The organism is Photobacterium sp. 53610, from assembly GCF_036409375.1.
Taxonomy (GTDB): domain Bacteria; phylum Pseudomonadota; class Gammaproteobacteria; order Enterobacterales; family Vibrionaceae; genus Photobacterium.
Genome location: NZ_JAXOFS010000006.1, coordinates 1 through 14,509, shown reverse-complemented (window position 1 = coordinate 14,509; position 14,509 = coordinate 1). Strand labels below are relative to the sequence as shown.

General features: G+C 50.2%; 14 protein-coding genes. 11 read left to right on the top strand and 3 right to left on the bottom strand.

Annotated features, from left to right (window positions below; genetic code table 11):
- Positions 1–50: 50 nt before the first annotated feature.
- A complete protein-coding gene (locus SPK40_RS15460) occupies positions 51–407 on the bottom strand; it encodes a hypothetical protein (RefSeq protein WP_330961069.1) in 357 nt (118 codons plus the stop codon).
- A gap of 171 nt (positions 408–578) precedes the next feature.
- On the opposite strand from SPK40_RS15460, the gene SPK40_RS15455 reads away from it, so the two are divergent.
- Together SPK40_RS15455 and SPK40_RS15450 are read left to right on the top strand one after the other, a co-directional pair.
- Positions 579–869 carry a hypothetical protein gene (locus tag SPK40_RS15455; RefSeq protein ID WP_248142759.1) on the top strand — a complete coding sequence of 97 codons (291 nt, stop codon included), beginning with the start codon at positions 579–581 and terminating at the stop codon, positions 867–869.
- 340 nt (positions 870–1,209) lie between these two features.
- The gene (locus tag SPK40_RS15450) at positions 1,210–2,148 is read left to right on the top strand and encodes a LysR family transcriptional regulator (protein ID WP_330961068.1); all 939 of its coding nucleotides are present in this window, start codon (positions 1,210–1,212) and stop codon (positions 2,146–2,148) included.
- A gap of 5 nt (positions 2,149–2,153) precedes the next feature.
- Here SPK40_RS15450 and SPK40_RS15445 read toward each other — a convergent pair whose 3' ends face one another.
- Complete coding sequence (locus SPK40_RS15445; RefSeq protein ID WP_330961067.1) at positions 2,154–3,122, bottom strand: MBL fold metallo-hydrolase; 969 nt, start codon at positions 3,120–3,122, stop codon at positions 2,154–2,156.
- Positions 3,123–3,375: 253 nt separating this feature from the next.
- On the bottom strand, positions 3,376–4,152 hold the full coding sequence (gene agaR, locus SPK40_RS15440) for a transcriptional repressor AgaR (RefSeq protein ID WP_248142764.1): 777 nt from the start codon (positions 4,150–4,152) through the stop codon (positions 3,376–3,378).
- A 338-nt stretch (positions 4,153–4,490) separates the two neighbouring features.
- Between agaR and kbaZ the strand changes: the two genes are divergently transcribed.
- The 9 genes from kbaZ (at position 4,491) to SPK40_RS15395 (ending at position 14,191) form a co-directional block, all read left to right on the top strand.
- Entirely contained in the window at positions 4,491–5,783 is a 1,293-nt protein-coding gene (gene kbaZ / locus SPK40_RS15435; RefSeq protein ID WP_248142765.1) for a tagatose-bisphosphate aldolase subunit KbaZ, read from the top strand.
- A 13-nt stretch (positions 5,784–5,796) separates the two neighbouring features.
- Positions 5,797–6,969: an SIS domain-containing protein gene (locus tag SPK40_RS15430; protein ID WP_330961066.1), complete on the top strand. Its 1,173-nt coding sequence runs from the start codon at positions 5,797–5,799 to the stop codon at positions 6,967–6,969.
- 2 nt (positions 6,970–6,971) lie between these two features.
- Positions 6,972–7,445 carry a PTS N-acetylgalactosamine transporter subunit IIB gene (gene agaV / locus SPK40_RS15425; RefSeq protein ID WP_248142767.1) on the top strand — a complete coding sequence of 158 codons (474 nt, stop codon included), beginning with the start codon at positions 6,972–6,974 and terminating at the stop codon, positions 7,443–7,445.
- Positions 7,446–7,478: 33 nt separating this feature from the next.
- Positions 7,479–8,249, top strand: coding sequence for a PTS N-acetylgalactosamine transporter subunit IIC (gene agaW / locus SPK40_RS15420; protein WP_248142768.1), 771 nt, complete (start codon positions 7,479–7,481; stop codon positions 8,247–8,249).
- Positions 8,239–9,096: a PTS N-acetylgalactosamine transporter subunit IID gene (gene agaE / locus SPK40_RS15415; RefSeq protein ID WP_330961065.1), complete on the top strand. Its 858-nt coding sequence runs from the start codon at positions 8,239–8,241 to the stop codon at positions 9,094–9,096. Before agaW ends, agaE begins: the two co-directional genes overlap by 11 nt.
- Before the next feature lie 60 nt (positions 9,097–9,156).
- The gene (agaF, locus tag SPK40_RS15410; protein WP_330961064.1) at positions 9,157–9,591 is read left to right on the top strand and encodes a PTS galactosamine/N-acetylgalactosamine transporter subunit IIA; all 435 of its coding nucleotides are present in this window, start codon (positions 9,157–9,159) and stop codon (positions 9,589–9,591) included.
- Position 9,592: 1 nt separating this feature from the next.
- Positions 9,593–10,765, top strand: a complete 1,173-nt coding sequence (gene nagA / locus SPK40_RS15405; RefSeq protein WP_330961063.1) for an N-acetylglucosamine-6-phosphate deacetylase — start codon at positions 9,593–9,595, stop codon at positions 10,763–10,765.
- Positions 10,766–10,833: 68 nt separating this feature from the next.
- On the top strand, positions 10,834–11,688 hold the full coding sequence (locus SPK40_RS15400; protein ID WP_330961062.1) for a tagatose bisphosphate family class II aldolase: 855 nt from the start codon (positions 10,834–10,836) through the stop codon (positions 11,686–11,688).
- 856 nt (positions 11,689–12,544) lie between these two features.
- Entirely contained in the window at positions 12,545–14,191 is a 1,647-nt protein-coding gene (locus tag SPK40_RS15395) for a methyl-accepting chemotaxis protein (RefSeq protein ID WP_330961061.1), read from the top strand.
- The last annotated feature ends 318 nt before the right edge of the window (positions 14,192–14,509 follow it).

Below are 14,509 nucleotides of genomic sequence, written 5' to 3'. Positions count from 1 at the left end.
TTAAGATGTCTGTTTTTAAGATGCCTGTTCTGAGCAAATTGGGTCTGCGATCAGATATCGTAACGCCAGCGCGGTGGAAAAGCCTGATTCATCACCAGTGAATCCCCCACCAGTTCAAACTGAAGTTTCGCTTCGTTTTCAGTCAGATGCTCGGTGAGCAAACAAGCCTGAAAAACAGACCAGCGAAAGTCCACGGTCACAGTGACCTTTACACCCTCGATCGCAATGACTTTGATCATCATCGAGTCAGGCACTATCGTCATGTGGGGATCATCTGTCCAGGCCAGTTCATAAAACAACGGCTGGAACTGCTTCTCCGCCGCCTTCACCGCCGCGTTAATCTGTGCATCACGATCCGGCAACTCAATATTCAATGCCAGTACCAGCGATAAAGCGTGCTCACTCATGATATATCCCCGTTTCTTTACTGACAGAGAGCTTACCAAATAAAAGCGACTCAGCGTCTGTCATTATCTCAACGTCCATCTGCCACCGGCCATTTCTTCGTCCGGCATGCACTTTCTCAAAAACAGTGACTACACTCATCTCATCTGTTCTGTCGATTTACAGGTACTTCTATGGATAACAATGAGAAAGAGGCCGGGATTATACAGGCACTGGCTGAACGTATGGAATCCCAGCGTTTACCCAGAGCATTAGCCATGAAAAAGCGGGTCGATGATGGCGAAACCCTCAATGAGCTTGATATTCAGTTTCTCAAAGAAGTCCTGGATGATGCTCAGCGCATCAGGCCTCTTGTGGAACGCCACCCCGAATGGCAAACCCTGGCCGCGGGCATGATTCACCTGTACCAGGAGATCACCAGGAAAGCGCTTGAAAATGAAAACAATCAGAAAGGCAAGGCTTAGCCTATCGTGAACCAGTGCATCGCCGTTCTCTGAATCATGCCGGAAAGAAAAAGCCCTCATCCAAGTGAGGGCTTACTGAAGCCATCAGCGCAGATGCGTCCGCCGCTTTTGCTCATTGAGCAGCACAGCCAAAGATACGCTGGATGGTTTCATTATTGCCTAGTGGCAATATCAGCTGTGATGTACCGGGATTGGCAATCACAACAATTCACCGCTTTCCCAGAGCTGTATTCACATCCATCTTTTGCGGTTCAATCGCAGGTAAAAGCTATCGTTTTTCCTTCATAATCAGTACATTCAATAAATTCAATCCAATCATGACGTTATACAAGGAAAGAAGATGCTACCGGATTTCAGCGATACATTTGCATTTGTCAAAGTGGTACAACAAGGCAGTTTTACTGCGGCGGCAAAGGCGCTGAATGTCCCTAAAGCCCGGGTCAGCCGGAAGGTGAAAGAATTAGAAGAACGTCTCGGTACACAACTGCTGAAACGCACAACGCGCAAGCTCGGCTTAACAGAAGCCGGAAAGCTGTACTTTGAACACTGCGCACACCTCGCCAAAGGGCTGGTGGCTGCTGAAGAAGCGGTGACACTGATGCAATCGGCCCCCAAAGGGTGGCTTCGGGTGACAGCGACTTACTGGCTCAGCCACCATGTGCTGTCGCCGATTATCAGTGAATTTCAGCAGCACTACCCGGACATTCAGGTGGAAGTGGTGATGAGCCACGACATCAAAGATCTGGTGGCCGATGATCTGGATATCGCCTTTCGCATCTGGCGTGGGCCACTTCCGGATTCACAGTTGATTGCCAGAAAATGCTGCCCTTTACCCATGCATCTTTATGCGAGTCCCGGTTATCTCGGGCAGGCTGGTGAACCGGTACATCCGGAAGATCTGATACGGCATCGCGCGCTGGCAACCAGCCTGATGAAATCCGCTGATGGCTTTGCATGGCCACTGACCAATGGTGACACCACGTATGCGGCGCCTATTCAGCCGCACCTGGTTGCGTCTGATCCGGAGTTACTCGTCCATCATTTGACGTCCGGTCAGGGAATCGGTCTGTTTTCTGCGATGCGCATGCAACCATTCATCCAAAGCGGGCAGATTCAGCGTGTATTGCCCGACTGGACCGGCCCGGACTTTTCTCTGTATGCTTTGCTGCCCCATACCCGCATGCTGCCGCCAAAAGTCAGACTATTTTTGGATTTCCTGATCACCCGGCTTCCGAATGCGATGAGCAAGGATACCCAAGTATCACTTGCTCACAGTTGATCGGTTTAGTCCCGGTTTTTATAAGCGGCGGGTACCCACTCATACCCTTCAGATGCAGTTCTTAAGTAGCCTACCCCCGGGAAATTTAAGTGCGAGGCAGCAATCAGCTGACGTGTTTTCGCCAGTTGCACAAAGTGCTTTTGTCGTTGTGCTCTGGCCTGATTCTGATCAACATCGAAATGAATCGTGACTGCCGGTTTGGGAAGCTGTACAGCCCCGACGTGAATCATATCGCCAATAAACACGATGCTTTCACCACCGCTGGTAAATCGATACAAGCTGTGACCAGGCGTATGACCGGCCGTCGACACCGCTTCCATACCGTTAAACAATACGGAATCTCCCAAGAAAGGCCGGACTTTGCCCTGCGAATCATACAGCCCGACAGTCTTCTGGCTTCGCTCAAGATCAATTTTATCCAGACCTTTGCTGAGATTGGCCGGGTTCAGAAACCGATCCATATCCGACTGACTGACATGCACTGTAGCATTCTGAAATACTCTGTGCCCCTTGGCAGATAAGCCGCCCGCATGATCAAGATGAAGATGCGTAATCAAAATATCCGTCACCTGATCCGGGGTATATCCGGCAAGGGCAAGGCTGTCGGTCAACCGGCCGCCAAATTCACCCATCAGCTCACCGGCACCGGTGTCAATCAGCACAACCCGGTCATCTGTCAGGACCAAATAGGCATTGATTGAAGTTTCATGCGGGTTTGTGCGAAATGCATATGCCAGCCGGGAGTTGATTTCCGCTTCAGAAGCACCATTCAGCAATTGGTGCACATCCAATGGCAGACTGCCATCGCTGAGCGCAATCACTTGTGCGTCACCAACCTGATAACGGGCAATGCTGCCTTTGGTTGCCTGAATCCGTACTGAAGTTTCAGCAGCGACCGCTTGGGGTGAAATTGCGGCTCCGCCACCGAAAAGAACCAGTGTCGTGAATACTGTAAGACCCTTGATGTTTTTCATTTGCTTCTCCGTGTTTATCAATCAAAACCTGTGAGAAATAAGGTATGACAGAACAAACCGCATGATTAGTCCTGAAAAATCAAAAGGATTGTTACCGCGAATGAGACAATCAAAACAATCCCCCGTAACTTCCGTAGCTCAGGGGGACAGGATAAATATATATCATCGTTCTGAATGCAGTGTCTCCGGCTCTGCATTTCACCGGGTTATTCAGCATTGAAAACCAATTTCAATGACTTGCAGTCAGCAGTTTTCAGGCATCCACCAGAACCACCTCGATTCCGGCTTTACGCAACCCGTCGAGGTAACGCTCTGGAATCGCTTTATCGGTGATGACTTTGTGTACTTTTCCGGGTTCAAGAATTTTGTGCAGGCTGATACAACCAAATTTACTGGCATCCGTCACAACAATAATTTCATCGGCAACTTCGCACATCCGGCGATTCAGCCGGGCTTCGTTTTCATTGTGAGTTGTAATGCCTTTATTCAGGTCAAACCCATCCACCGCGAGAAACAACTTGTTGAAATGGTAGTTATCCAGCGCATGCTCAGCCTGGCTGCCATAAAAAGACATAGATTTACGGCGTAAATGCCCGCCCAGCACAATCACTTCCACGCCCTCTGCATCCACCAGTGTATTCGCAACATTCAGGCCATTAGTCAGGGCGATAACTTTGTCATGATGTATCAGATGGGCAGCGATACAGTTCGTTGTAGTTCCGGAATCGAGAATAATCGTATCCCCATCATTCACCATCGCAGCGGCTGCCTGACCAATCAGATCTTTGACACTGCGATAGAGCTGCCTTTTGTCTTCAATTGAATGTTCTGGTAACGGAGCTTCACTTTCATTCAGGAAAGCGCCGCCGTAAGAGCGGGTTGCCATTCCCTGTTTTTCCAGAAAGGCAAGATCATTGCGAATCGTAACGGTTGACACATTGAACTGTTCAGCAAGCTCAGCAACCTGGACACTTCCTTGCTTCCTGAGCATACCCAAAGTCTGTTCACGCCTTTCGCTCGTGCTTTTCATGGTGATGGTCTTCTCGACTAGTTCAAGTATTGCGCTTGAGTATACGGCTTCAGTGGTTAAAAAGAAAGCATTGCACCTTTTGTTTTCTTTCGTTTCCTTTTCATTAAGTCTATCAGGTATGCAGCATGCAAAGTTAAAACGCACGAACAATCGAAACAAAAGTAAAGAAAAGCTATTTCCATTCCTTTCTCATTCTGTTTCATGTTGAATTTGCGTGAGATCATAATTTCATTTTCTTTTTATTTCCTTTCGTTTTGTTTAGGGGTAGGTTATTGCGAAACGAATCGAAAGGTTCATTGATACATCAATTTCAATCAATCTCGTGATGGAGCGGGCTCATGGATATTTTGCTGGATCTGATTAAAAAGCATAAGCGTGGTGAAGCCGTCGGTATCTATTCCGTTTGTTCGGCGCACCCGTTTGTCATCGAAGCGGCTATTCGTCAGGCCCTGAAAGACAACTCCGTATTGCTGATTGAAGCAACGTCCAACCAGGTCGATCAAACGGGCGGCTATACCGGCATGACACCTGAAGACTTTCAAGAGTTTGTTTTTTCGATCGCCCAAAGGCTCAATTTCCCCAGGCACCAACTGATCTTAGGGGGGGATCATCTCGGACCAAACCGCTGGCAGAAAGAAGATAGCAGCAGCGCCATGATCAAAGCAGAAGCGCAGATAGCAGCATACGTCGCAGCAGGATTTAAAAAAATCCACCTTGATTGCAGTATGTCCTGCGCAGATGATCCGGTGCCACTCACTGATGAGACGGTTGCTGCCAGAGCCGCCCGGCTGGCAGTCATCGCAGAACAAACCTGTATCGCTACCTTCGGCCACAGCGACCTCGTTTACGTCATTGGCACCGAAGTTCCTGTGCCCGGCGGAGCTCATGAAACACTGGATGAGCTGGCAGTCACAACCCCCGAAGCTGCCCGGCGGACCATTCAGGCACATTGGGAAGCTTTTGCCAACGTCGGATTATCTCATGTTCAGTCCAGGGTGATTGGTCTGGTCGTACAGCCCGGCGTCGAATTCGACCACGTAGGCGTGATCGACTATCAGCCAGAGAAAGCAGCGCCCCTCAGTCACATGGTTGAACAATACGACCATTTAATTTTTGAAGCACATTCAACGGATTACCAGACTGAACACGCTTACCGCCAGTTAGTGCGTGATCACTTCGCCATTCTCAAAGTCGGTCCGGCACTGACCTTCGCTCTGCGTGAAGCCTTGTTTGCTCTGGCCTGTGTTGAAGAAGAGCTGGTTGCGGCACGCCATTGCTCTGGCTTGCGTCAGGTTCTGGAACAGGCAATGCATGCTCAACCGGAATACTGGCAGGGTTACTACCAGGGTGATGCCGCCATTCAGCGCCTGGCGCGCAGCTACAGCTATTCCGATCGGATCCGTTATTACTGGCCGGATGAAAAAGTCGGCGAAGGTTTGGACAAATTACTCAGCAATCTCAACGAAATGCCGATACCGCTGCCCCTGCTGAGTCAGTATTTCCCGGTCCAGTATCAACGCATTCGTGAAGGACATCTGACAAATCAGGCGCGCGAGCTGATCCTCGACAAAATTATGCAGGTCACTGAGGTCTACGCCGCAGCCTGTTCTCCCCAACAGTATGCTGCTTAAAGAGAAGAGAACGATGTATCTAGGTCATTCAATACAAGCACTACAAGCCGCTGGCGGTGAAGCAACCGCGCGCGAAATCAGCCAACAGCCTCAAAGCTGGCAAAAAACGCTGGCCAGTGTCAGCGGGCAGCGGGAGCAGATCAACGCGTTTCTGACCCCTTTGCTGAGACAGCCCGATCTGCGTATCGTCATGACAGGGGCCGGTACCTCTGCTTTTGCCGGTCGCGCTCTGGCCCCTTATCTGTCAGGTCAGACCCGCCGCCGTTTTGAAGCCATTGCAACTACCGACATCGTAACGGATCCCAATGAGTATTTTGCAGAGCCTTGTCCGACTCTGCTGGTATCTTTTGCTCGCTCGGGTTGCAGCCCGGAGAGCGTGGCGGCAGTCGAGCTCGCCAGTCAGTTACTCCCCCACTGCTTTCACTTGGTAATTACCTGTAATCAGGAAGGCGCTCTGTATCAGCGCAGCCTGACCGATGACCACACGCTGGCACTGCTGATGCCAGAGGAAACCAATGACCGCAGTTTTGCGATGACCAGCAGCCTGACCAACATGATGCTGGCTTCACTGGCGGTGTTTCATCCGGATCAGTTCACTCCCGAATCCTTTGCGCCTGTGGCTGATGTTTGCGATCGCATGCTGACGGAGCAATTGGACTTTATCTGCGGGCTGGCCGATGACCCTTGCCAGCGTGTGATTTATCTGGGCAGCGGGAGTTTACAGGGTATCGCTCAGGAATCTGCTTTGAAATTGCTGGAACTGACGGCAGGAAAGCTTCTGGTCAGTTTCGATTCCCCAGTCGGTTTTCGCCACGGGCCAAAATCGGTCATCGACGATTCCAGTCTGGTGATGGTGTTCATCTCCAATGACCCGTACACCCGCCGCTACGATTTAGATTTGCTCACAGAATTGCGTAACGACGGACAGGCGCGTCGGGTCATCGCCATCGCCGACCAGCCCGACCCCGTGATCAGCCAGGGTGAACACCTGTTTCTCCCCGCCACACTCCATGCGAATGATGCAGCCCTGTGCTTTCCCTATCTGCTGGTGGCTCAAATCTATGCATTCAGCCGCGCGGTCAACATGACGATCAGCCCGGACAACCCGTGTCCGAGCGGTGAAGTGAACCGTGTGGTTCAGGGAGTCACTATCTATCCATATCAAAACTCATTTAGAAGGAACTAAAGATGCCAAATATTGTGTTGAGCCGAATTGATGAGCGCCTGGTACACGGTCAGGTCGGTGTGCAATGGGCCGGATTTACCGACGCCAACCTGATCATTGTTGCGAATGATGATGTTGCCGGGAATGAACTCCAGCAAAGTCTCATGGAGATGGTCATTGCAGACGGAATCGGCATCCGCTTTTGGACGCTGCAAAAAGTGATCGACACCATTCACAAAGCAGCTGACCGGCAAAAGATTCTGATTGTGGCGAAAAATCCAACCGACTTTCTCACATTGGTCGAAGGCGGCGTACCTATCAGCCAATTGAATGTTGGCAATATGCACTTCATCGAGGGAAAGAATCAGATCCACAAAACGGTCTCTGTCGATGACAAAGACATTCAAAGCTTTTACGCACTGAAAAACCTCGGGGTGACCTGCACAGTACAGGGGGTTCCGACAGAGCCAGCCACTGACATTTTCACCCTGCTTTAGCAAGACCCTGCAGAAATAAAAAGGAACTGAAAGATGGAAATAGGATTGATACAAGCGTTGATGCTGGGGATCCTGGCATTTTTCGCCGGACTGGATCTCTTCAATGGGTTAACCCATTTTCACCGGCCTGTGGTCCTGGGGCCGCTGGTAGGCCTGATTCTCGGAGATCTGCAAACCGGTATTCTGGTGGGCGGTACCCTTGAACTGGTCTGGATGGGACTGGCTCCGCTGGCTGGTGCTCAGCCACCAAACGTCATCATCGGCACCATTGTTGGTGCGGCATTTGCCATCTCCTCTGGTGTGGAAGCCGAAGTGGCTGTCGGAGTCGCAGTGCCATTTGCGGTTGCGGTGCAAATGGGAATCACCTTCCTGTTCTCAGCCATGTCACCAGTGATGTCCAAATGCGACCAAATGGCCGAGAACGCAGATACGCAGGGCATCGAAAGGGTGAACTACTTTGCACTGGCCGTGCTGGGAACCTTTTACTTCCTGTGGGCATTTCTGCCTATCTATTTAGGCGCAGAACACGCAAAGGTTGCTGTTGAAGCCCTGCCGAAAACTCTGATTGATGGCTTAGGGGTTGCTGGGGGCATCATGCCAGCCATCGGTTTTGCGGTTCTGATGAAAATCATGATGAAAAATGCCTACATTCCTTACTTCATTCTTGGATTTGTCGGCGCAGCCTGGCTTGAACTGCCGGTTCTGGCGATTGCCGCTGCGGCACTGGCGATGGCACTGATTGATTTTATGCGTAAAAGCGAGCCTGCACAGGGACAACAAGAGGAACTGGAAGATGGGATCTAACAAAAATATTGACCTGAACCAAATACAGGAAGCCGTGGCAGATGAATATCAGGACAAAACCATCGGTGCTGAACTGACGAAATCTGACATTAACAAAATGGCATGGCGTTCACTGCTCTTGCAGGCATCTTTTAACTTTGAACGCATGCAAGCCTCCGGCTGGCTCTACGGTTTGCTTCCGGGACTGAAAAAGATCCACACCAATAAAGCCGATCTGGCCAAATCGATGAAAGGTCACATGGGATTTTTCAATACTCACCCATTTCTGGTGACTTTTGTCATGGGAATTGTGCTGGCGATGGAGCGTTCCAAGCAGAACGTCAGCAGTATCCAGAACACCAAAATTGCCGTTGGTGCACCGCTGGGCGGGATCGGAGATGCCATGTTCTGGCTCACTCTGCTGCCTATCTGCGGTGGGATTGGTGCCGACCTCGCCCTGCAAGGATCAATATTGGGCGCAGTGGTCTTCTTCCTGCTGTTTAACATCGTCCACTTCGGCCTGAGATTCGGCTTGGCGCATTATGCCTATCGCATGGGGGTTGCTGCAATTCCGCTGATTAAAGCCAACACCAAAAAAGTCAGCCACGCCGCATCCATCGTGGGGATGACCGTAATTGGTGCGCTGGTCGCAACTTATGTCCGTCTGGGCACCACGCTTGAAATTACTGCCGGTGATGCGGTGGTTAAGGTTCAGGAAGGCGTGATTGACAAGCTGATGCCAGCATTCCTGCCACTGATGTACACCCTGGCAATGTACGCACTGGTGAAACGCGGCTGGAGTCCGATCCGTCTGATCATCATCACTGTCGTCCTGGGTATTACCGGAAAATTTGCCGGATTTCTGTAAACCCGAGTAAAAACAGGGCCGCCTGAGCGGCCCATCCCTTTGCAACGGAGAGAAGTCGTTATGTTAGGTGTGATTATGAGTGGCCACGGGGCATTTGCCAGCGGTATGGAAGCCGCCATGCTGCAGGTTTTAGGCGAACAGGAGCAAGTGATCGCTATCGATTTTCCGCCAGAGTCCACCACCCAATTACTGGAACAACAATTTAAAGCGGCACTGGAGCAGGTGGATACCGGTGACGGCATTGTGTTTATCACTGATCTGCTGGGTGGCAGTCCTTTTCGGATCGCATCCACACTGGTCATGGCGCGAAACGATGCTGAAGTCGTTACAGGCGCGAACCTACAGATGATCCTCGAAATGATGTTGGAACGGGATGAACTTACTCCGGCAGAATTCAGAGTTCAGGCACTGGAATGCGGCCATCGCGGCATGACCAGTCTGGCAGATGAGCTGGCGAACAGGTCTCGCGCCGAATGTGCCAATGAGGGCATTTAAGATGATAACCGCACAGCCAATCCGCGCACGCCGCCTGCTGACTGAATCAGGCTGGCTGGAACATACCGCGGTTTATGTTGCACAAGGCCGAATTACAGCGATCGAGCCAATCGCTTCAGCGGAAGATTCTATTGAATGGGATGCGGAAATCCTGATCCCCGCCCTGATCGACACTCACGTTCATGGTGGTGCCGGCGTGGATGTGATGGATGCCAGCCACGAGGCACTGGACACGCTTTCACAGTATCTGGCCAGTCAGGGGATCGGCGCTTTTCTGGCAACGACAATCACAGCCCCCATGACAGACATTGAAGCAGCACTTCGTCAGGTTGTACGGTCTCAGGCACAAGGTGTCGGTGGTGCCGAATTACTGGGCAGTTATCTGGAAGGGCCATATTTCACCCCCGAAAACAAAGGGGCACATCCGGAATCACTGTTCCGTGATCCAACGCCGGATGAATTAGATCACCTGATTACCCTGAGCAAAGGCAGTTTAAGAGTGGTTGCACTGGCTCCGGAAAATCCTGGTGCACTGTCAGCGATTCGTTACCTGAAAGCCAGAGGTATCAACGTGATGCTTGGCCATACAAATGCAGATTACGACACCACCCGCGCGGCACTCGATGCCGGTGCCGATGGTCTGGTGCACTGCTTCAACGGTATGAAAGGAGTACATCACCGCGAACCCGGAACTGCCGGAGCCGGGCTGAGCCATGACACAGCAGCCATCGAACTGATCGCCGACGGCCACCATGTACACCCGGCCGTGATGAACATTTGCTGCCGATGCGCCCCGGATCGCCTGGTGTTAATCAGTGACGCCATGCGAGCCGCGGGCATGCCGGACGGAAAATATCAACTGGGCGAGATGCAAGTCACCATGGAGAACGGGGTGGTCCGGACTGCCGCTGGTGGTCTGGCCGGCAGTACTTTATCTCTTATCGGGGCCATCAAAACCATGGTGAATGAAGTGGGGCAACCTCTGGAAAAAGCCATCGAAATGGCTTCCCTGATTCCGGCCCGTCTGCTGGGCATCGACAAACGTCTCGGCAGTATCGCAACCGGCAAATCTGCCAGTTTTGTCGCCCTCAGCAGTAACTATCAGGTGATGTCAACCTGGGTCAATGGCCGTCAGGTCTGGACGGCATCGCCGCAATCACCGCGCACTCAATAAATGAATTTCAACTGGTCTTTCTTTTTCAAATCACGCGGTAGTCAGCCCTGCCGCAAGGAGCTTGCTTTATGTACCTGATTTCTTCTCATGAAATGCTGCAAGATGCCCAACGCCATGGCTACGCTGTGCCCGCATTTAATATCCATAACCTGGAAACCGTTCAGGTGGTCGTCGAAACCGCAGCCCAATTTCGCTCGCCTGTCATTCTGGCAGGAACCCCCGGTACATATAAACATGCCGGAGTGGAGTACCTGATCTCTATCTGCAAGTCTGCTGCGAAAAAGCATCTGCTGCCCTTGGTGATGCATCTGGATCATCACGAAGATAACGCAGATATCCGCACCAAAGTTGAGGCAGGAATCCGCTCTGCCATGATTGATGCCTCACACTACCCGTTCGAAGAAAATATTGCACGAGTGAAATCTGTGGTGGATTTCTGCCACAAACTTGGCGTGAGTGTAGAAGCAGAACTGGGACTCTTGGGCGGCCAGGAAGACGACTTGATTATTGATGAAGCCGACGCTCAACTCACCGATCCTGCCTCTGCAAGAGAATTTGCAATACGCACAGGGATTGACTCTCTGGCCGTCGCGATTGGTACGGCCCACGGCTTATACAAATCTGAGCCAAAACTGGATTTTGCTCGTCTGGCTGCCATCCGGGAATGTGTCGATATTCCGCTGGTGTTGCATGGCGCATCCGGCATCCCCGATTCCGATGTCCGGAAATGTATCGAATTAGGGGTTTGTAAAGTTAATGTGGCGACAGAACTGAAAATTGCCTTCTCTGACGCGATGAAGCAATACCTGAACCAGCATCCGGATGCTAACGATCCGCGACAGTATCTCGTCCCGGGTATGGATGCAATGCGGGCCATCGTAGAAGACAAAATTCGAGTCTGCGGCAGCGCAAACAGAATTTAAACTTTAGTGTTGATGAGGTTTTGCCGAGTCGTCATCGCATTAGGATGCGGCTGTTGTCCGATTCCAGGCTTTGCCGGGATAACCTAGCCCCCAGCTGTCCACTCTGCTGGAGACCCCGACATCGCAATTGTTGTCAGCACGTTCTTTGCCGTCCTGAGAAGGACGGCTTTTTTGTATCGGAATGTTGAATGCTGCCGCAAGGTGGGCCCTGTCGTCCAATGTCTGTTGAATTCTCAGACATTCAACGCGAATGCGTCTCTCAGGTTGGAAGCAACCACAAGGGAAAGTTGTATGCACACACCGTGTTTGGCGTCTCGGATACACCAGTGAAAAACAGGCATTCATTGGTAAGTAAACAGTCGATACAAACATTCCTGTCGGGCTCAACTTTTTCATCCCTGACAGACGCAGTCGCGAATCTGAGTACAAGTCATCTCTGGGACAAGCCAAACCGGCACACATCTTAATTTGTTATCTTCAGCCAACTTTTCATTATTTTTAAATAAAAAATAATCTATCCCCGAGTAATAAAACATTTGGAGCATATCAAGTGAAATGAAGAAATGATAAAAATATTAAATCATTCATTGGCAACACGGCATGTTTTACTTATTTGTAACAATCAACTGATCTTTTAAAACAATTCCAGATAATTAAAATATAAAAAATGATAAATACTATCATCAGATTTACTCATACAGGACAAAGCAGACGCATCATCTAAACAGGAAAATGTTTTACTTCGCCGGGCTGGGAAGGATGAGGGTATAACAACCAGCTCAAAAGGTATGCTTATTCATTGAACATTCAATACTGATGATTGCAGCGGCCCCATAAATATTAAAAAGAGAAAGTTATGTTTATCAACACATTAACATTAAGAACCAAATTAATTCTGTCGGTATTACTCCCCTGCATCATTTTATTGCTTGTAGGTATTTTAAGTCACCTGAGTATGTCTCAGATTGGTGAACGTTCAGAACGCCTATATTTGAACACTGCCACGCCTATGCGAGCCATGGCAGAAGCCGCCTCACGAATCCCTCGCATGCGGGTAGGCATCGACATGATGCTGTTCCAGGAAATTGACGGTTTAAAGGATCAGAAAGGTGTTCTCAAGCGCATTAAAGAAACCCGTGATGAAGATATCCCGGAGATGCGTGCCGCGATGGAACAGTCTGTTGCTGCACAGGTGAAGCCAGAACTGAAAAAAGCAGCCGAATCGCTGCAACGAAACTTCGAAACCATGATTCAGACGGAATTAAACCCGATGCTGAATGCGCTCGAAGTTGGAAATACATCAGAAGCTTATCGCTATTACCGTAAATATGCCGTTTCTTACGGCGTGATGCGCAAACAGGCACATGAAATTCTGGATACGCTGCTTGTTCAGGCTCAAAACTTAAATGAAGAAGCACAGCAAAGTTTTGAAGATGGGCAACGCAATCTGGTTTTATTAATTATTATTGCGCTCACGATCTCATTTTTCATTTCTTTCATCATCATTCAGAATCTGAGAACCCGAGTATCGACTTTGCAGAAGACGATTCAAACGGCAGAAAAGAATATGTCGCTCAATACTCGTATTGATCTCGGCGGCAAAGATGAATTAACGGCGATCAGCGATACACTGAATAACTTCTTTGCCAAGATTCATCATTCTGTTGAAGAAGTCGCGCAGAGCTCCCGAAACCTGGCACTGACAGCTCAGTCCGTTGCCACCACGGCACAAACCACTCAGAACAACTGCGTGACACAACGTGACAGAACCATTCAGGTTGCAACCGCCATCAACGAACTTGGCGCAACTGTGAATGAAATTGCGAATAACGCTGCGCAAGCTGCACATATTGCAAAAGAAGCCACTACACAGGCTCAGGATGGTACCAATGTTGTCGAGCATGCCAGAGAAAAAATGCATGAGCTCAGCAATGACTTGGGTGACACAACCGGTGTGATTGAAGCGCTGGCAAGACAGGTGACAGATATCAGTGTCATTCTGGATACCATCCGCAGCATCTCAGAACAAACCAACCTGCTGGCTCTGAATGCTGCCATTGAAGCGGCTCGTGCCGGTGAACAGGGTCGTGGTTTTGCTGTTGTTGCCGATGAGGTCAGAAATCTGGCATCTCGTTCAGCAAACTCGACAGAAGAAATTCAGGATGTTATCAACCGCCTGCAAAGCGAATCAACCAAAGCAGTTGACGCCATCTCTCAGGGACGTGAACAGGGTGCGACCGTCGCTGACAAAGCCAACCTTGCAACCGAGTCTCTGATTCAGATTGTGTCGTATATTGACCAGATCAGCTCTCAGAACATTCAGGTCGCTACTGCGACTGAAGAGCAGTCATCTGTCGTGCAGGAAATCAACCGCAATATTGAAGATATCAACCATTTAACTGCTGAAACGGCTGATATCGCGAACCAGCTCAATGTTTCCAGTGATCAGTTACAAGAACTCTCTGATCAGATGGATAAGCTGGTAAGACGATTCAAACTTTAATGCCTCTAGATACAGCTTGCAGCACGTGAGCAGATGATCACGTGCTCTCTGACAAAAAAGCCCCGGCCAGCAAGCCGGGGCTTTTTTATTTGTCTACAGAACACAGCCGCGAATTTTCCAGCCGGAGGGCAGATATCATTCTCTGTCTCAGCAAAAAGCTCCAGAAATTCGGCTGAAGCATCCTATGTTCGCCGGGCGGGCAAAACTCGATAGTCCGGCAATCCGGCCCGCGACCAAAGTGCGCAGCACTTTTCATCAAACGCCAGATACAAAAAACCCGACGCTTTCGCATCGGGTTTCGTGTGTTGGCGGAGCGGA